15 protein-coding genes are annotated in these 17648 nt (G+C 74.3%); 10 read left to right on the top strand and 5 right to left on the bottom strand.

Features of this window, described 5'->3' with window-relative positions; translation table 11 throughout:
* Positions 1-37: 37 nt before the first annotated feature.
* The 7 genes from ABZ621_RS10145 to ABZ621_RS10115 all read left to right on the top strand — a co-directional run bounded on the left by ABZ621_RS10145 (position 38) and on the right by ABZ621_RS10115 (position 7400).
* Entirely contained in the window at positions 38-946 is a 909-nt protein-coding gene (locus ABZ621_RS10145; RefSeq protein ID WP_360602632.1) for a DUF3152 domain-containing protein, read from the top strand.
* A 121-nt stretch (positions 947-1067) separates the two neighbouring features.
* Positions 1068-1919, top strand: a complete 852-nt coding sequence (locus tag ABZ621_RS10140) for a tryptophan 2,3-dioxygenase (protein WP_360602630.1) — start codon at positions 1068-1070, stop codon at positions 1917-1919.
* Positions 1912-3132, top strand: a complete 1221-nt coding sequence (kynU, locus tag ABZ621_RS10135) for a kynureninase (protein ID WP_360602628.1) — start codon at positions 1912-1914, stop codon at positions 3130-3132. The genes ABZ621_RS10140 and kynU overlap by 8 nt, the downstream gene beginning before the upstream one ends.
* A gap of 123 nt (positions 3133-3255) precedes the next feature.
* Positions 3256-4125 (top strand): alpha/beta hydrolase, encoded by an 870-nt coding sequence (locus ABZ621_RS10130; RefSeq protein ID WP_360602626.1) that lies wholly within the window; start codon positions 3256-3258, stop codon positions 4123-4125.
* Between the two features lie 137 nt (positions 4126-4262).
* Positions 4263-5531: a histidine kinase gene (locus ABZ621_RS10125; RefSeq protein WP_360603006.1), complete on the top strand. Its 1269-nt coding sequence runs from the start codon at positions 4263-4265 to the stop codon at positions 5529-5531.
* Positions 5528-6190, top strand: coding sequence for a response regulator transcription factor (locus ABZ621_RS10120; protein WP_360602624.1), 663 nt, complete (start codon positions 5528-5530; stop codon positions 6188-6190). Before ABZ621_RS10125 ends, ABZ621_RS10120 begins: the two co-directional genes overlap by 4 nt.
* 10 nt (positions 6191-6200) lie before the next feature.
* The gene (locus ABZ621_RS10115; protein WP_360602622.1) at positions 6201-7400 is read left to right on the top strand and encodes a cytochrome P450; all 1200 of its coding nucleotides are present in this window, start codon (positions 6201-6203) and stop codon (positions 7398-7400) included.
* A 6-nt stretch (positions 7401-7406) separates the two neighbouring features.
* Here the strand turns inward: ABZ621_RS10115 and ABZ621_RS10110 are convergent, their stop codons facing one another.
* Together ABZ621_RS10110 and ABZ621_RS10105 are read right to left on the bottom strand one after the other, a co-directional pair.
* Positions 7407-8975 carry an ABC transporter permease gene (locus tag ABZ621_RS10110; protein ID WP_360602621.1) on the bottom strand — a complete coding sequence of 523 codons (1569 nt, stop codon included), beginning with the start codon at positions 8973-8975 and terminating at the stop codon, positions 7407-7409.
* Positions 8972-9871: an ABC transporter ATP-binding protein gene (locus ABZ621_RS10105; RefSeq protein ID WP_360602619.1), complete on the bottom strand. Its 900-nt coding sequence runs from the start codon at positions 9869-9871 to the stop codon at positions 8972-8974. Before ABZ621_RS10105 ends, ABZ621_RS10110 begins: the two co-directional genes overlap by 4 nt.
* A 75-nt stretch (positions 9872-9946) precedes the next feature.
* Between ABZ621_RS10105 and ABZ621_RS10100 the strand changes: the two genes are divergently transcribed.
* Positions 9947-10492, top strand: coding sequence for a MarR family transcriptional regulator (locus ABZ621_RS10100; RefSeq protein ID WP_360602617.1), 546 nt, complete (start codon positions 9947-9949; stop codon positions 10490-10492).
* Here ABZ621_RS10100 and ABZ621_RS10095 read toward each other — a convergent pair.
* On the bottom strand, positions 10471-11295 hold the full coding sequence (locus ABZ621_RS10095) for a diacylglycerol kinase (RefSeq protein WP_360602615.1): 825 nt from the start codon (positions 11293-11295) through the stop codon (positions 10471-10473). The two genes, ABZ621_RS10100 and ABZ621_RS10095, sit on opposite strands and share 22 nt — an antisense overlap.
* Before the next feature lie 143 nt (positions 11296-11438).
* Between ABZ621_RS10095 and ABZ621_RS10090 the strand changes: the two genes are divergently transcribed.
* Positions 11439-12722 (top strand): adenylosuccinate synthase, encoded by a 1284-nt coding sequence (locus tag ABZ621_RS10090; protein WP_360602613.1) that lies wholly within the window; start codon positions 11439-11441, stop codon positions 12720-12722.
* Positions 12723-12804: 82 nt separating this feature from the next.
* On the opposite strand, the gene ABZ621_RS10085 is transcribed toward ABZ621_RS10090, so the two are convergent.
* Together ABZ621_RS10085 and ABZ621_RS10080 are read right to left on the bottom strand one after the other, a co-directional pair.
* Positions 12805-14715 carry a serine/threonine-protein kinase gene (locus ABZ621_RS10085; RefSeq protein ID WP_360602611.1) on the bottom strand — a complete coding sequence of 637 codons (1911 nt, stop codon included), beginning with the start codon at positions 14713-14715 and terminating at the stop codon, positions 12805-12807.
* Between the two features lie 85 nt (positions 14716-14800).
* The gene (locus ABZ621_RS10080; RefSeq protein WP_360602609.1) at positions 14801-16363 is read right to left on the bottom strand and encodes a substrate-binding domain-containing protein; all 1563 of its coding nucleotides are present in this window, start codon (positions 16361-16363) and stop codon (positions 14801-14803) included.
* Between the two features lie 216 nt (positions 16364-16579).
* Between ABZ621_RS10080 and ABZ621_RS10075 the strand changes: the two genes are divergently transcribed.
* Positions 16580-17521 (top strand): NADP-dependent oxidoreductase, encoded by a 942-nt coding sequence (locus ABZ621_RS10075; RefSeq protein WP_360602607.1) that lies wholly within the window; start codon positions 16580-16582, stop codon positions 17519-17521.
* Positions 17522-17648 lie beyond the last annotated feature (127 nt).

The raw sequence follows: 17648 nt of genomic DNA, 5'->3' as shown, positions 1-17648 counted from the left end.
CGATCCCCGGACCGGCCTGAAACAGGGGGGAACTGTCGTGGGCAAGCGGGGAGCGTCCGACCGGCGTCGAGTCGACCGGCGGAGCGGGCGGAGCCGCCGCGCGGGGACGCGCGTCACGCGCCGGGGCCGGCTCGTCCTGTCGACCCTGGTCCTGATGGGCGTCTCGCTCGGCGCGGGCGTGGCGCTCGCCCACTTCCAGGAGAAGCGGGAGGAGGCGGCGGCCTCCTCCCCGCCATCCGAGGCGCCCGTGGCCCCCGCGCCCACCACCACGACCGCCGCGCCGAAGCCGAAGCCGACGCCGAAGCCCACGCCGAGCAAGAAGCCCAAGCCGAAGCCGAAGCCGACGCCGACCGCGACCAAGAAGAAGACCCCGACCGTGCCGCAGTCCGGTCCGGGCACCTTCACCGCCGTCACCGCCTCCGGCAGGATCTCCGGCACCAGCGGCACCCTGCGCCGCTACCGGGTGCAGATCGAGGACGGCGTCGACCTCCCGGCCCGGGGGACCGCCGAGGAGATCGAGGCGATCCTCGCCCATCCGCGCGGCTGGGCCGCGCACGGCCGGGGCCGTTTCCAGCTGGTGGCGTCGGACGCCGACTTCGTCATCCGGATCGCCACCCCCGACACCGCCGACGCGCTCTGCGCCCGCCAGGGCTTCGACACGCACGGCGAGCTGAACTGCGAGACCGCCGACGGCGTGGTGGTGAACCTCAAGCGGTGGATGCTGGGCTCGCCGACCTTCGCCGGACCGCCGGAGGAGTACCGGCACCTGATCATCAACCACGAGGTCGGCCACGAGATCGGGATCCGGCAGCACATGGGCTGCGGGGGGCCGGGGCAGCCCGCGCCCGCGATGATGCAGCAGATCAAGGGCCTCAACGGATGTCGTTCGAACGCTTATCCGTATAGCGAAGAGGGGATCTACATCACCGGTCCGATCGTGTCATGATGCGCTTGGGACGCGTGCGAAGGAGCACGCCTCCCGAGGGGACCGGAGCTCCCGTGGCGCGCCGCTGAGCGCGCACGGTGGAGCGGACCGCTACCCGGTAGCCCGTATCGAGGAGACAGCAATGTCATCCACCCCCGATTCCCCCGCAGCCGGATCGGTCGTCGACACACCGAATCTCGACTTCGCCGGCACGACGCCGTACGAGGACTACGTCCAGGCGGACGTCCTCACCCACCTCCAGCACCTCCGCTCGGACGACCCCGGCGAGATGGTCTTCCTGGTCACCACCCAGGTCATGGAGCTGTGGTTCACGGTCATCGTCCACGAGTGGGAGACCGCGAGCCGCGCCCTGCGCGCCGACCGCCTGCCCGTCGCCGTCGACGCCCTCAAGCGCTCGGTCCGCGAGCTGGAGGCGCTGAACCACTCCTGGCGGCCGCTCTCCCAGCTCACCCCCGCCCAGTTCAACGCCTACCGCGGCGCGCTCGGCGAGGGCTCCGGCTTCCAGTCGGCGATGTACCGACGCATGGAGTTCCTGCTCGGCGAGAAGTCGGCGTCCATGCTCGTCCCGCACCGGGGCGCGCCCCGCGTCCACGCCGAGCTGGAGAAGGCGCTGCACGAGCCGAGCCTCTACGACGAGGTGCTCGGCTTCCTCGCCCGCCGGGGCCTGCCCGTGCCGGCGTCCGTCCTCACCCGCGACCTGACGCAGCGCTACGAGCCCTCGCCGCAGGTCGAGGCCGTGTGGGCGGCCCTGTACGCGGCGCCGGACGAGAACGAGGAGCTGGTCCGCCTCGGCGAGGCCCTCAGCGACGTCGCCGAACTCGTCTGGCGATGGCGCAACGACCACCTCGTGGCGACCCGCCGCGCGATGGGCGCCAAGACCGGCACCGGCGGCTCCGCGGGCGTGGCCTGGCTGGAGAAGCGCGCCCAGAAGAACGTGTTCCCCGAGCTCTGGACGGCCCGCAGCCATGTCTGATCTCCAGCAGGAGGCCGCGCGCCTCGACGCCGCCGACCCGCTCGCCGGCCACCGCGCCGGGTTCGCCCTCGACGAGGAGACCGTCTACCTCGACGGCAACTCGCTGGGCGCGCTCCCCGCGCACGTCCCCGCCCGCATGGCCGACGTCATCGGCCGCGAGTGGGGCGAGCTGCGGATCCGCTCCTGGGACGAGTCGGGCTGGTGGACCGCCCCCGAGCGGATCGGCGACCGGATCGCCCCGCTCGTCGGCGCCGCCGCGGGGCGGATCGTCGCCGGCGACTCGACCAGCGTGAACGTCTTCAAGGCGGTCGTCGCCGCGGCCCGCCTCGCGGGAGAGGGACGCGACGAGATCCTGGTGGACGCGTCGACCTTTCCCACGGACGGGTACATCGCCGAGTCCGCCGCCCGGATGACCGGTCACCGGATCGTGCCCCTCGACCCGGCCGACATCCCGGGCGCGGCGAGCGAGCGGACGGCGCTCGCGCTCGTCAACCACGTCGACTACCGCACCGGCCGGCTCCACGACCTGCCCGGCACCACCGCCGCCCTCCACGCGGCGGGCGCGCTGGCCGTCTGGGACCTGTGCCACAGCGCCGGCGCCCTGCCCGTCGGCCTCGACGCGCACGGAGTCGACCTGGCCGTCGGCTGCACCTACAAGTACCTCAACGGCGGCCCCGGTTCGCCCGCGTACCTGTACGTCGCCGAGCGCCACCAGGACCGCTTCGACTCGCCGTTGCCCGGCTGGACCTCGCACGCCGACCCGTTCGGCATGACGCCCGGCTACCGGCCCGCCGACGGCGCCGTCCGGGGCCGCGTCGGCACCCCGGACATCCTGTCCATGCTGGCCCTGGAGGCCGCGCTCGACGTGTGGGACGGGGTCGAGATCGACGCCGTCCGCGCCAAGTCCCTCGCGCTCACGGACTTCTTCCTGGCGTGCGTGCGGGCCTACGTCCCCGAGGGCCGGGTCACCCCGGTCACCCCGGAGGCGCACGCCGAACGCGGCAGCCAGGTGGCGCTGGCCTGCGCGGACGCGCCCACCGTGATGCCCGAGCTGATCAAGCGCGGGGTGGTGGGCGACCTGCGCCGCCCGGACATCCTGCGGTTCGGCTTCACCCCGCTGTACGTCGGCTTCGCGGACGCCGAGCGCGCGGCCCGCGTCCTCGCCGACGTCCTGGCCGGAACGCCCGCCCCGGCACGGCCGACTCGCGGCTGACGGACGGCCGGTGACCTGCCGTCAGATCGGATGATCTTCACCTGATCTGCGGGGCCCGGACCCTGATACGGTCCCCGCAGGTCAGGCCGATTCGGCCCCGTCACCGAGAGGTTGGAACCCCCCATGCCGGACCCCGCCGCGCGCGACGCCGCCGAAGAGGCATCGGCCTTCTCGCACCCGGCCGTCCCCCCCGACGCCACCGCCGCGTACGGCGACCACCCCGACCAGATCGTCGACCTGTACGCCCCCAGGACCGGCGGCGGGCGCGCCCCGCTCGTCGTCGTCCTGCACGGCGGCGCCTGGCGGGCCCCCTACGACCGGCAGCACATCAGCCCCTTCGCGGACTTCCTCGCCCGCCGCGGCTTCGCCGTCGCCAGCGTCGAGTACCGGCGCGGACCCGGCCTCCCCCACCAGGGCGGTACGACCCCGGTCGCGGGCCGCTGGCCGGAGACCTTCGACGACGTGGCCGCCGCCCTCGACGCCGTACCGGAACTCGCCGCCGCCCATCTGCCGCAGGCCGACCCGCACCGCACCGTCCTCACCGGGCACTCGGCGGGCGGCCAGCTCGCCCTGTGGGCCGCCGCCCGGCACGTGCTGCCCGCCGGCTCCCCCTGGCGGCTGCCCGCCCCGCCCGCGCTGCGCGGCGTCGTCGCCCTCGCCCCCATCGGCCACTTCGACCGGGCCCGCGAACTCGACGTCTGCGGCGGGGCGGTGATCCAGCTGCTCGGCGGCGAGGAGGCCTACGACGAGCGGGCCGCGGCCACCGACCCGGCGCGGCTGCTGCCCACCGGCATCGCCACCGCCCTCGTCCAGGGCCGCGCGGACCTCACCGTCCCCGCCGAGGTCGCCGACGCCTTCGTCGAGGCGGCGGCGAAGGCGGGCGAGACGGTCGGCCTCACGCTCCTGGAGGACGTCGGCCACTTCCCGCTGATCGACCCGGCGGCCGACGCGTGCGCGGTCGTCGCCGAGGAGCTCGCCCAGCTCGCGTTCTAGGACCCGCGTAGTACTCAAGGGGGACGGCCCGGGATCCGCATCCAGCGGGACGCGGGCGTCCCCGGCCGTTCCGTACCGTGGTCGGCGTGAATCCGACACAGACCCCCGACACGGGCAGCCGCAGTCCCGAGCTCCGCATGACGCTGGACGCGCTCGGCGGTCTGCGCGAAGACCTCTCCGGCGACGCCCTCGCCTACCGCCCGCTGCCCCGGCTCGCGCCGGACAGCCCCGCGCTGCGCTTCCTGCCCCGGCGGCTGCGCCCGCACGCCGGACTGCTGCCGCACGCGGCGATCGGCTTCCTCGCCCTGGTGACCTTCCTCCTCGGCTTCGACGAGATCGACGACTCCGTCGGACCGGTCGCCCTCGTCGCCTGCCTGGTGCCGACGGCCGCCGTGCTCCTCACCGTGAGCCGACCGGCGACGGCCTTCTGGCTGTCCATAGGGTCGACGCCCTTCATCGCCTATCTGAGCGGCTACGACGGCTGGCCCTGGGCGCCGAACTCCTTCGGCGCCCACCTCTTCGTCCTCGTGATCGTCGCCCTGCGGACCGGCCCCCGGGCCGCCGCGTGGATGTGGCTGATCACCGCCGCGTACACCACCTTCGCCTCCTTCTTCCTGAGCATGGGCTCCGGATACGGCTTCAACGGCGCCGAGATGCTCTTCTTCTCCGCCCTCTTCCTGCTGGTCATCGCCGTCGTCCAGATCCGCCGCCAGGCGGTCCGCGAGGTCACCGCCCAGCAGACCGTGACCGCCGTCGAACGCTCCAAGCGGACCCTGCTGGAGGAGCGGACCACCATCGCGCGCGAGCTGCACGACGTCGTCGCGCACCACATGTCGGTGGTGGCCATCCAGGCCGAGGCCGCGCCCTACCGGGTGGAGAACCCGCCGCCGGAGCTGGAGCAGGCCTTCCTCACGATCCGGGAGAACGCCGTCGCCGCCCTCACCGAGCTGCGCCGCATCCTCGGCGTCGTGCGCGCCGAGGACTACGAGGCCCCCGACGCCCCGCAGCCCACCCTCGCCGACCTCGACGGGCTCGTCGCCAACGTCCGGGAGGCCGGGCTCGACGTGGACCTGACCGTCACCGGCGCGGTGCGCGAACTGCCGCAGGGCGTGGAGCTGTCGGCGTACCGGATCGTCCAGGAGGCCCTGTCCAACGTGCTGCGGCACGCGCCGGGCGCCCCGGCGAAGGTCGAGGTCAGCCATGTCCTCGGCGGCCTCGGCCTGCGGATCGCCAACGGCCCCGCGCGCGGCCTGGTGAAGCCGTCCCCCGGCGCCGGCCACGGCATCACCGGCATGCGGGAGCGTGTCACGATGCTCGGCGGGGAGATGACCGACGGACCGACGGAGGACGGCGGCTACGAGGTCGCCGTCTTCGTCCCCGTCCAGCGCGAAGGGGCCGACCAGTGATCAGGGTGCTGATCGTCGACGACCAGATCATGGTCCGCGAGGGGTTCTCGGTGCTGCTCGGCGCGATGCCGGACATCGAGGTCGTCGGCGAGGCCGTCAACGGCCGGGAGGCGGTCGCGCAGGTCGCCGCCCTCCGCCCCGACGTCGTCCTCATGGACATCCGGATGCCCGAACTCAACGGCATCGAGGCCACCCGCGAGATCGTCGCCGCCGACGCGGACGCGAAGGTCCTCGTCCTCACCACCTTCGACCTCGACGAGTACGTCTACCAGGCGCTGCGCGCCGGCGCGTCCGGCTTCCTCCTCAAGGACGCCTCTGCCCGGCAGCTCGCCGACGGCGTCCGGATCGTGGCGGCGGGCGAGGCGCTGCTCGCGCCGACCGTGACGAAACGGCTCATCACCGAGTTCGCGCGGACCGCCGACACCGCGCCGAGGGCGCCCTCCGTCGCCCAGGTCGGCGAACTCACCGAGCGCGAGACGGAGGTCCTCGTCCTCATCGCGCAGGGCCTGTCCAACCAGGAGATCGCCGAGCACCTCGTCGTCGCCGAGTCGACCATCAAGACCCACGTCAGCCGGATCCTGGTCAAGCTGGGCCTGCGCGACCGGACACAGGCGGCGGTCTTCGCGTACGAGGCGCGGCTGGTGCAGGTCGGGCGGTAGCGTCCCCCGCATGGACGCCGCCGCCGAGTTCGACCCCTGGTCCCCCGAGTTCGTCGCCGACCCGTACCCGGCCTACGCGGAGCTGCGGGAGGCCGGCCGCGCCCACTGGTACGGGCGTACGCGCCAGTGGCTGGTCCCGCACCACGCGGACGTGTCGGCGCTGCTGCGGGACCGGCGCCTGGGGCGCACGTACACCCACCGCTTCACGCACGAGGAGTTCGGCCGCACGGCGCCCGACCCCCGGCACGAGCCCTTCCACACCCTGAACGACCACGGGCTGCTCGACCTGGAGGGCGCCGACCACACCCGCATCCGGCGGCTGGTCTCGAAGGCCTTCACCCCGCGGACGGTGGAACGCCTCGCGCCGACGGTACGGGAGCTGGCGGACGGTCTCGTGGGGGAGCTGGTCGCGGCGGGCGGCGGCGACCTCCAGGCGGCGGTCGCCGAACCCCTGCCGGTCGCGGTCATCGCCGCGATGCTGGGCATCCCGGAGTCCGACGAGGAGCGGGCCATGCTGCGGCCCTGGTCGGCGGCGATCTGCGGGATGTTCGAGCTGAACCCCTCGGAGGAGACCGCCCGCGCGGCCGTCCGCGCCTCCGTCGACTTCTCCGACTACCTGCGCCGGCTGATCGCGCGCCGCCGGTCCGAGCCCGGCGACGACCTGGTCTCGGCGCTGGTCGGCGTCGAGGAGCTGACCGAGCAGGAGAGGGTCTCCACCTGCGTGCTGCTGCTGAACGCGGGGCACGAGGCCACGGTGAACACGGCGGTGGGCGGGACGTGGACGCTGCTGCGCCACGACGCCTGGCCGTCCCTCACGGCCGGAGACTTGTCCACAGCTGTGGACGAACTCCTCCGCTACGACACGCCGCTGCAGATGTTCGAGCGGTGGGTCCTCGACGACATCGAGGTCGGCGGGACGGTGATCCCCCGCGGCTCGCAGGTCGCCCTCCTGCTGGGCTCCGCCAACCGCGATCCGGCCCGCTTCGGCCCCACGGCGGACGAGCTGGACCTGACCCGCGCCGACAACCCGCACGTCACCTTCGGCGCGGGCATCCACTACTGCCTCGGCGCCCCGCTGGCCCGCCTCGAACTCGACGCGGTCTTCCGCGCCCTGCGGGAGCGGGCGCCCGGGATGCGGCTCGCCGCGGACCCCGTCCGGAAACCCGGTTACGTGATCCGCGGCTTCGAGTCCCTCCTCGTGGAGGTCTGACCCGCGTCAGAGCTGGAGGTCCCGGCGGCGCAGCGCCGTCAGGCCGGCCGCGGTAAGGGCCGCCGCCAGCGCCGTGAGGAGGAGCGGCCCGGTCCACGCCGGGTCCGGGCCCGGCAGCTTGGGCAGGTGGGCGAAGGGGGAGAGGTCGAGCACGGACTGCGGGAGGTCCAGGGCCGGGCCGATCCAGCCGAGGGCCAGGCACAGGCCCGCCACGCCCCACCCGGCCGCGGCGAGGCGAGGCGCCGCGCCCCACACCAGGACCGCCACCCCCGCGAGGGTCCACACGGCCGGCAGCTGGACGAGCGCCGCGCCGAGGATCGGGCCGAGGTCGTCGCCGTACGAGAGGGCGAGGCCCAGACCGGCGAGGGTCAGGATCAGCGCGGAGCCGGCGAAGGCGTGGGCCAGGTGGCCGGCCGCCCAGCGCAGCCGCCCGAGCGAGGCCGCGAGCAGCGGTTCCGCCCGGCCCGAGGTCTCCTCGCCGTGCGCCCGCAGCACCGCCCCGACCGCGTACAGGGCGGCGAGCATCCCGAAGAGGGAGACCATCGTGGCGAGGAAGGCGTCGGTCAGCCCGTCCTGGCCGCCCATCCGCTCGAAGATCTCCCGCGCCTTCTCGTTGTCGCCGACGATCTCCGCCGCGCCCTCGGCCATGCCGCCGAAGACGAGTCCGCCGAGGAGGAAGCCCAGCCCCCAGCCGGTCAGCGCGCCGCGCTGGAGGCGGACGGCGAGCGCGCCGGCGGTGGCGAGCCGGCCCGCGGCGGGGCCCGGCCGGGTGGCGAGGAAGGACGCGCCGACGTCGCGCCGCGCGGCGAGCCCGTACGCGAGGACCGTCTGGAGGAGCACGGCCGCGGCGATCAGCAGCAGCACCCACCAGCGTTCGCCGCCGTACGCGCGGACGTTCTCGGCCCAGCCGACGGGGGAGAGCCAGGTGAGCGCGGACGAGCCGGAGGCGTCGCCGGAGTCGCCCGCGGCCCGCAGTGCGAAGGCCAGGCCGAGGACGCCGCCCGCGATGCCCTTGGCGAGCCGCGCGCTCTCGGTGAGCTGCGCGGCGAGCGCGGCGACGGTCGCGAAGACCATGCCGGTGCCGCCGATGGCGAGGCCGAGGGCGAGCGCCCCGGCGAGGCCCTGTCCGGCGAGCCCGGCGACGACGAGGAGGGCGGTGGCGGCGTTGAGCGTCAGCGCCGCGAGCAGCGCGGAGGTGAGCGGGGCCCGGCGGCCCACCGCCCCGGCGGAGAGGAGTTCCTGCCGGCCCGTCTCCTCCTCCTCGCGGGTGTGCCGGACGACGACGATCAGCGAGGCGACGGCCGCGAGGACGGCGGCGAAGGCGCCGAAGCGCCAGGCGACGAGCCCGCCGAGGGAGTCGGAGAAGACCGGCCCGTAGAGGGAGCGCATGGAGCTGTTGGCGGTCATGGAGGCGGCGAGTTCGGCGCGGGCGGCGGCCGTGCCGTAGAGCCCTTCGAGGGAGCCGGGGCCGGAGGCGACGAGGCCGCCGGTGACCAGGGCCCACAGGGGGAGGGCGAGCCGGTCGCGGCGGAGCGCGAGCCGGGTGAGGGTGCCGGTGCCGGCGAGGGCGGTCATGACGCCACCTCGGTGTCCGCGTAGTGGCGGAGGAAGAGCTCCTCCAGGGTGGGCGGGGTGCTGGTGAGCGAGCGGACGCCGGCGGTGAGCAGCGCGGCGAGGACCGGGTCGAGCTTGTCGGTGTCGACCTGGAGCCGGACCGTGCGGCCCTCGACGCGCAGGTCGTGGACGCCGGCGAGCCGGTCGAGCCCCCGGGGCGGTCCGGCGAGCTCGGCGGTGACGCTGGTACGGGTCAGGTGGCGCAGCTGGGCGAGCGAGCCCGACTCCACCGTGCGGCCCTTGCGGACGATGCTGACGCGGTCGCAGAGGGACTCGACCTCGCTGAGGATGTGGCTGGAGAGCAGCACGGTCCGGCCCCGGTCGCGGGCCTCGCGGACGCAGTCCTGGAAGACCTCCTCCATCAGCGGGTCGAGGCCGCTGGTGGGCTCGTCGAGGACGAGGAGTTCGGCGTCGGAGGCGAAGGCGGCGACGAGGGCGACCTTCTGCCGGTTGCCCTTGGAGTAGGTGCGGCCCTTCTTGGTGGGGTCGAGCTCGAAGCGCTCGATCAGCTCCGCGCGGCGGGTCCGGTCGAGGCCGCCGCCGCGCAGCCGCCCGTACAGGTCGATGACCTCGCCGCCGGAGAGGTTGCGCCAGAGGGTGACGTCGCCGGGGACGTACGCGAGCCGCCGGTGGAGGGCGACGGCGTCGGCCCAGGGGTCGCCGCCGAGCAGCCGGACGGTGCCGGAGTCGGCGCGCAGCAGCCCGAGGAGGACGCGGATGGTGGTGGACTTGCCGGCGCCGTTGGGGCCGAGGAAGCCGTGGACCTCGCCGGCGGCGACGGTGAGGTCGAGTCCGTCGAGGGCGTGGGTGCGGCCGAACGACTTGTGGAGGCCGGTGACGCTGATGGCGTTCGTCATGCTTCGGAACGTACGCTCATTTCACAAATTTGTGAAGTTAAGGAACCGTAAAAAGGAACGGTATAGAGTCGTCCCATGACCAGCACCGAAGGCACCCCGCCGCAGGAGGACGCCGTCTCCCGTTTCGTGGAGCGCTTCGCCGGCGAGCTGACCGAGGCCGGCATGCAGCGGATGGCCTCCCGGGTCTTCGCCGCCCTGCTCGCCTCCGAGACCGCCTCCCTCACCTCCGCGGAGCTCGCCGAGCAGCTCAGGATCAGCCCCGCCGCCGTCTCCGGCGCGATCCGCTACCTCACCCAGGTCGGCATGGTCGCCCGCGAGCGCGAACCGGGCACCCGCCGCGAGCGGTACGTGCTCCACAACGAGATCTGGTACGAGACCTTCACCCGCCGCGACCAGATCCTGCTCCGCTGGGAGAAGGTCCTCCGCGACGGCGCCGCCACCCTCGGCTCCGACACCGCCGCCGGCGCCCGCACCACCGAGACCGCCGACTTCTTCGCCTTCATGCAGGAGGAGATGCTGACCCTGATGGACCGCTGGCGCGAACGGAAGGCGGCCGGCCGGACCGGCCGGCAGCCGGCCGGGCAGGCGGCCGGGAACGCTCAGGAGCCGACCGCCTCCTGAGGCTCCCGGGGCAGCGTCAGACCCCAGGCCGCCGCGCGGACCGTCCAGGTGCGGCGCCGGACCGGGCCCGCGACGCGGCCGTCCGCGCGGTAGCGGAAGTCCGGTCCCGAGACCGTCAGGGTCCCGGCGACGGCGCGCCGGGGCGTGCCGTCGGCGCCGGCCGGATGGACGGCCACCTCCGCCGTGCCGTCGCCGGTGTCCGCCGGGCGGGCCGTCACCGCCGTGACCGGGGCGTCCACGTCCGCGAGCAGCACCCCGTCCGCCTCCACCCGCAGCCGGTGCACCAGGACGGCGGGGAACGGCGGCGCCGGCCGCACCAGGGTGCGCACCAGGGAGCGGCAGGTCCCCCAGACGGACGGGGCGGTGCCGGCGGCCGGGACCGGCACGGCCGGCACCCGCAGCTCGCCCAGGACCACCCCGTCGCTGTCGTCCACCAGCAGGTCCAGGCTGCGCACCGTCCCGTCCAGGACCGTCCGGGCCGCCGCCACCGCGCCGCGCGGCACGCCGAAGCCGTGCGCGACCTCCAGGGCGCCCGGCGGGCCGATCGGGACCAGCGAGAGCGGCGCCCGGTCCCGGTGCAGCAGGGTCACCGCGCGCAGCAGCGCCCGGTCGTCACCGAGGACGACGGGGCGCCGGGAGCCGCGCCGGGACAGGGCGCGGGAGAATTCCTCGGGAGAGTCCGGCAGGCAGATCTTCGCCTCCGCGCCCGCGGACAGGACATCCTTCGCGATCCGCACGGACTCGCCGTCACTTCGGCGGGCGACCGGGTCGACGATGACCAGCAGCTGGTCGTGATCCGACACCTCGGTCCTTCCTCGGGTAGCATCTTTGTGCAAGAGCCCCTTGCGCTATTGCGCCAGGGGCTTCGTCTATTCCGGGGCACACCGGTGAGGCGGCGTACGCCCCCTGACCTTGGACATGCCCCGCCCGGAAGGGGTGTACGCCTGTGCCCGCACTTGTGCTGCTCGGTGCTCAGTGGGGTGACGAGGGCAAGGGAAAGGCCACCGACCTGCTCGGTGGATCCGTGGACTACGTGGTGCGTTACCAGGGCGGCAACAATGCCGGCCACACGGTCGTCGTAGGCGACCAGAAGTACGCGCTCCACCTCCTCCCTTCCGGAATCCTCTCCCCGGGGTGCACCCCGGTGATCGGAAACGGAGTCGTCGTCGACCCGGCGGTCCTGCTCTCCGAGCTGAGCGGACTGAACGAGCGCGGCGTGGACACGTCGAAGCTCCTGATCAGCGGCAACGCCCACCTGATCACCCCGTACAACGTCACCCTCGACAAGGTGACGGAACGGTTCCTCGGCAAGCGCAAGATCGGCACCACCGGTCGCGGCATCGGCCCCACCTACGCCGACAAGATCAACCGCGTCGGCATCCGGGTCCAGGACCTGTACGACGAGTCGATCCTGGAGCAGAAGGTCGAGGCGGCCCTGGAGCAGAAGAACCAGCTCCTCGCCAAGGTCTTCAACCGCCGCGCGATCGAGTCCGGCCGGATCGTCGAGGAGATGCTCCAGTACGCGGACCAGATCCGCCCGTACGTCGCCGACACCACCCTGATCCTCAACGACGCCATCGACGAGGGCAAGGTCGTCCTCTTCGAGGGCGGCCAGGGCACCCTCCTGGACGTGGACCACGGCACGTACCCCTTCGTCACCTCCTCGAACCCGACCGCCGGCGGTGCCTGCACCGGCGCGGGCGTCGGCCCGACGAAGATCAACCGGGTCATCGGCATCCTCAAGGCGTACACGACCCGCGTCGGCGCCGGCCCGTTCCCGACCGAGCTCTTCGACGCCGACGGCGAGGCCCTGCGCCGCATCGGCGGCGAGCGCGGCGTCACCACCGGCCGCGACCGCCGCTGCGGCTGGTTCGACGCGGTCATCGCCCGCTACGCCACCCGCGTCAACGGCCTGACCGACTTCTTCCTCACCAAGCTGGACGTGCTGACCGGCTGGGAGGAGATCCCGGTCTGCGTCGCGTACGAGATCGACGGCAAGCGCGTCGAGGAGCTCCCGTACTCCCAGACCGACTTCCACCACGCGAAGCCGATCTACGAGACCCTGCCCGGCTGGTCGGAGGACATCACGAAGGCCAAGACCTTCGCGGACCTCCCGAAGAACGCGCAGAACTACGTGAAGGCGCTGGAGGAGATGTCCGGCGCCCCGATCTCCGCCATCGGCGTCGGCCCCGGCCGCACCGAGACGATCGAGATCAACTCCTTCCTGTAGGAAGCCCGCGGCACCGGCACACGAAGGGCCCGCACCCCCAGGGGGCGCGGGCCCTTCGCGCGTCCCGGCCGTCGCCGGAGGCTCAGTCCTCGCGGTGGTACTCGCCCGGTTCGGTGTCGTACATGGGGTAGACCTGGAGGAGTTCCTCGCCCTTGTACGTCGTCAGGACCAGGTAGCTGCCGGGGTCGTCGCGGACGCACTCCGGGTCGGCGCCGGGCTCCAGGGCCATGGGGCCGAGGACGTACGGGGGCGTGGTGCCCGCCAGGATGGCCGTCCAGGTGCAGTTGACGGCGTCCGCCAGGGTGTTGCCCTCCTCGTCCGTGCGCGGGTAGACGCTCAGCGAGCGGAAGACGGCGGCGCCGACCGCGCCCTGGGTGATCGTCACCTGGTCGGTGTAGCGGTCCGCCTCCGGGCCCTCGACGAGGGGCTTCATCTTCCAGCGGCCCAGGTACTTCTCCGGCAGGATCGCCGCGCCGGTGCGGGCCTTGTGGAAGGTGGTCCGCGCCGCGCCCGAGGTCCATTCGAGGACCTCGGGGGAGCGCAGGGAGAGGGTCTGGTGGGCGGCCGCCATGCACCGCCCGGCGGGCACGCTGGTGGTCACGTCGGACTCGCCGAGGACGACCTTGTCCTCGTCGGCGGAGACGAGCCGCGAGCGGCCCATGCACAGCCGCCCGTCGCCGACGTGGGTGTAGACGGCGGTCTTGGTGCCGACGGCGCCCTGCACGAGCTCGATCCGGACGGTCTCGCGCGGGTTCTCCTCGGTGCCCCGGAGGATGCCCTCCCAGGCGCCGATGAAGGCGGCGGGCACGGCCCCGGCGGGCTGCGCGGAGGTTCCGGAGGACGAGGCGCCGGTGCCCTTGCCGTCGGGGGTGGTGGTGCCGGGGCCGCCGAGCGGCCACAGCGCGTAGCCGACGCCCGCCGCCGCGGCGACGGCGGCGGCCGCGAGCGCGGCGGTCAGGACGCGGCGCCGGGACCGGGGCCGTACGGGCTCGGGGTCCGGCGCCGGGCCGGGGCCGGGCGCGGGCGTCGGGGCGCCGGCCGCCGCGCCGCCCGCCGTGCGCTCCCGGGCGTGCTCCGTCCCGGAAGGGCCCGCGGAGCCGTCCGCGCTCTCCGCCTCCAGGAGCCGGGCCGCGTGCCGGCCGAGGCGGACGAGGACGTCGGCGGGCAGCCAGGGGTCGGCGACCGGCAGGGTCTCGGCGATCTCGGCCGCCGTCGGCCGCCGCGCCGGGTCCTTGGCGAGGCAGGCCCGGATCAGCCCGGTCAGCTCGGGCGCCACGTCCGTCAGGTCCGGGTCGTCGTGGGCGATCCGGAACATCAGCGCGTGGACGCCGCTGTCGGAGGTGCCGAAGGGGGAGCGGCCGGTCGCCGCGTAGGCGAGGACCGAGCCGAGGCAGAAGACGTCGGAGGCCGGGCCGAGCTTCTCGCCGCGCACCTGCTCGGGCGACATGAAGCCGGGGGAGCCGACGACGGCGCCGGTGCTGGTGAGCCCGCCGTCGGTGACGGTGTCGACGGCCCGGGCGATGCCGAAGTCGATGATGTGCGGGCCGTCGACGGTCAGCAGCACGTTGGAGGGCTTGAGGTCGCGGTGGACGAGCCCGGCCCGGTGGATGTGGTCGAGGGCCAGGCCCAGACCGGCGCCGAGGGCGCGGACGGTGGCGGACGGCAGCGGTCCGTACTCGTCGCCGACGACGGTCCGCAGCGAGGGCCCCGGCACGTATCCGATCGCCACCCACGGGGAGGCGGCGGAGGTGTCGGAGCCGAGGACGGGCGCGGTGCCGTTGCCGCCGACGCGCGTCAGCGCCTCGACCTCGCGGGCGAAGCGGCGCCGGAACTCCTCCTGGGCGGCGAGCTCGGCGTGCACCACCTTCACGGCGACGGTCCGCCCGCCGGCCGAACGCGCGAGGAACACCCGGCCCATGCCGCCGACCCCGAGACGGCCGATGAGTCGGAACGGGCCGATGGCGACCGGGTCTTCCGCGTTCAATGGCTCCACGTGGCAAGAGGATGCCAGACGCGGCGGACGGCCCGGGGCGAGGCCGGGGTCACGGTCCGGTGTCGGCGGGCCGGCCGGCAGCCGGTCAACCCTCGCCGCAGATCCGCAGCCCCTTCGGGGTGGCGCACGGCAGGTGCCCGCGGGCGCGCACGACGTCCTGCCCGCGTCCGCGCGCCAGATAGGCGAGGAAGCTCGCGGTGAGGGAGTCGGTCGGCGGGTCGCCCCAGGTGTAGGCGTACTCGATCTCCCGGTAGGGGTACGGGGACGAGCCCAGCTCGTCCAGGACCGGGCCGCGGCCGTCGAGAGCGATGCCGTGCAGGCCCTTCGTGGTGGAGCCGGCGCCGAGTTCCGCGTAGCCGAGGGCGCCGGGGAGGCGGGCGACGGTGGCCAGGACCTGGTCGGTGGAGTCGAGTTCGCAGCGGACGACCTTCGCCTCCCTGTCGTCGACGGTGGAGCAGTCGCGGGAGGAGTTGGCGGGCTCGTTGCGGCCGAGGACGCGGCGCTGGAAGACCTCCCGGGTGCCGGAGTTGGCGTCCCGGCTGACGAGGAGGACGGGCAGGTCCGGGAGGTCCGCCGGCAGTCCGGGGCCCTCCAGCTGGTTCCAGCGGGCGACGTCGCCGCGGTAGAGGGAGCGGATCTGCTCCAGGGTGAGGCTCTCGACGGGCACGGCGTCGTGGGCGACGACGGTGAAGAGGGAGACGGCGACCATGTGCTCGCGCAGCCGCGGGTAGCCGGCCGGGCCGTGGCCGTCGGAGAGGGCGATGACGGCGGGGGAGTCCTTGCCGTCCACGGCGGCCCCGGCCGCGGCGAGGTCGCGGACGCCGGCGGTGGAGCCGTCGGCGTCGACGGTGACGGTGGCTCCCGCGCAGTCCTTCTCGTACGCCTTCGCGACCTCCCGGACGACCGGGGCGAAGGCGGTGGAGCCGGTGACGGTGAGGCTGCCGCGGGCGCAGCCGATCGGGGGCGGGGTCTGCTCGCGGACGATGATCGCGGCGAGGGCGACCACGCAGGCGGTGAGGACGACGGTGACGGTGCGGGCGACGGGGCTGAAGCGGCCGGACTCGTCGTCGGGGGTGGTGGAGCGGTTGCGGAGGATCCTGCCGTCCGTGATGGTGCCGTGGGCCTCGATGGCGGCGTCGGTGGCGGGCCCGGCGAGCTGGACGAGGAGCTTGAAGTACTGGCCGGGGGCGAGGGCGACCCGGGGCACCAGGAGGGAGTTCCCGGAGCGGCGCAGTTTCGGCTCGTGCTTCAGGTCGTCGCGGAGCGAGTCCCACCCCCGCGGGACGGTGGCGACGACACCGAGGACGTCGACGGCGGAGGAGCCCTCGCCGAAGGTGAAGCGGAGGGCGTGACCGGAGGTGTCGAGCGCGTAGTCGCCGTGGGTGATGTCGACGCCGCCGTCGTTCTCGACGCGGAGGAGGACGAGGGTGGCGCCGTCGGAGGCGCTGCCGAGCACCTCGCCGTCGCGGACGGTCATCACCCCGCCGTCCTGGGTGCCCTCCGTGTGGAGGAGGGTGTTGAGCTGGACGCGGTAGCCGAGCCGTTTGCCCGGCTTGATGCGGCCGATCCAGACGGCGGCGACGGAGACGAGGACGCCGACGAGGGCGGTGACGACGGCGATCACGTTCTCGGCGGTTATCCACTCCATGCCCGGGACGGTACGGACGGGTGTGCGAACGCGGGGGTGGTGTAGCGGCCCGACACCTGGAGTTCGCCGCTCGTTCAGCGGCGCCCTCCGGGGTCCCGGGGCGGTGCCCCTCCCGGGTCCCGGGGCGGGGTCGTCCGGGTGGCCCGGCAGGGGTTGCCCGGGCCGTCGGAGCGTGGATGTAATGGCCATGAGGGGGCCTTCCGGAGGAGGAACCCCATGCGTGTCGTCGAAGTGACCGCCTACGGCGGACCCGAGGTCCTCAGGTCGGTGCGCCGCCCCGAGCCGGACCCCGCGGACGCCCCGGGGCGGGTCCGGGTACGGCTCAAGGCCGCCGGGGTCAACCAGGCGGACCTCAAGATCCGCTCCGGTCGTTACGCCGCCGCGCTCTCCGCGCTGACTCCGCCCTTCGTCCTCGGCTACGACTTCGCGGGCACCCTGATCGACCCGGCTCCGGGGCTCCCCGAGGGCACCCGGGTGGCCGGTTTCGTGCCCTGGGTGGAGGAGGGGACCGGTGCGGGGACGTACGCGGAGACCGTCCTGGTGGAGCCGGAGTGGCTGGCCCCCGTCCCGGACGAGGTGGACTTCACGGCGGCGGCGTCCCTGCCGCTCTCCGCGGTGACCGCCGCGCAGGCGCTGGACCTGATGGCGCTGCCGGAGGGCTCGACGCTCCTCGTCACCGGGGCGAGCGGGGTGGTGGGACGGTTCGCGGTGCAGCTGGCGGCGCGGGCGGGCCACCGGGTGATCGCCCTCGGCGACGGCGACGACGCCCACGAGCTGCGGCTCCTCGGGGCCGACGCGGTGGTGCCGCGCGGGGCGCCGGCCCAGGAGGTCGCCGGGGTGCTCGGCTCCGCGCCCGACCGGGTGGACGGGGTCTTCGACGCGGCGCTGATCGCGGATCCGCTGCTGCCGGCCGTCAAGGACGGCGGGGTCTTCGTCTCCGCCTCCGGCGAGCGGGTCCCGGTCGCCGAGCGGGACATCCGGGTGGACGCGGTCGTCGGCCGCCCCGACGCGGCGCTCCTGAAGGAGCTGCTCGACCTGGTCGGCGCGGGCGGCCTCGCGACCCGGGTGGCCGACGTGCTGCCGCTGGAGGAGGCGGCGGAGGCCCACCGCCGGGTGGAGGCGGGTCACCGTCCGGGCCGGATCGTCCTCATGATCTGAGGCCCCCGGACGCAGGCTGACGTGCCGTCGATTCGACGTGACGCGCCCCCTGGCGGCAGCCGCCCCAGGGGGCCAATCTTGGTCTAGACCTTGACAGGTACAGACCAGTGCCGCTTCGCTGTCCTTC

The sequence above is a fragment of the Streptomyces sp. NPDC007863 genome (assembly GCF_040633895.1).
Taxonomy (GTDB): domain Bacteria; phylum Actinomycetota; class Actinomycetes; order Streptomycetales; family Streptomycetaceae; genus Streptomyces.
Note: the sequence above shows the minus strand (reverse complement) of the source record. Positions and strands in the feature narration are given on the sequence as shown.

Coding starts and splice junctions, on each gene's coding strand:
- ABZ621_RS10100 (WP_360602617.1), top strand. CDS start 9,947: ATGACCAGCACCGAAGGCACCCCGCCGCAGGAGGACGCCGTCTCCCGT.
- ABZ621_RS10125 (WP_360603006.1), top strand. CDS start 4,263: ATGACGCTGGACGCGCTCGGCGGTCTGCGCGAAGACCTCTCCGGCGAC.
- ABZ621_RS10110 (WP_360602621.1), bottom strand. CDS start 8,975: ATGACCGCCCTCGCCGGCACCGGCACCCTCACCCGGCTCGCGCTCCGC.
- ABZ621_RS10140 (WP_360602630.1), top strand. CDS start 1,068: ATGTCATCCACCCCCGATTCCCCCGCAGCCGGATCGGTCGTCGACACA.
- ABZ621_RS10130 (WP_360602626.1), top strand. CDS start 3,256: ATGCCGGACCCCGCCGCGCGCGACGCCGCCGAAGAGGCATCGGCCTTC.
- kynU (WP_360602628.1), top strand. CDS start 1,912: ATGTCTGATCTCCAGCAGGAGGCCGCGCGCCTCGACGCCGCCGACCCG.
- ABZ621_RS10115 (WP_360602622.1), top strand. CDS start 6,201: ATGGACGCCGCCGCCGAGTTCGACCCCTGGTCCCCCGAGTTCGTCGCC.
- ABZ621_RS10105 (WP_360602619.1), bottom strand. CDS start 9,871: ATGACGAACGCCATCAGCGTCACCGGCCTCCACAAGTCGTTCGGCCGC.
- ABZ621_RS10080 (WP_360602609.1), bottom strand. CDS start 16,363: ATGGAGTGGATAACCGCCGAGAACGTGATCGCCGTCGTCACCGCCCTC.
- ABZ621_RS10075 (WP_360602607.1), top strand. CDS start 16,580: ATGCGTGTCGTCGAAGTGACCGCCTACGGCGGACCCGAGGTCCTCAGG.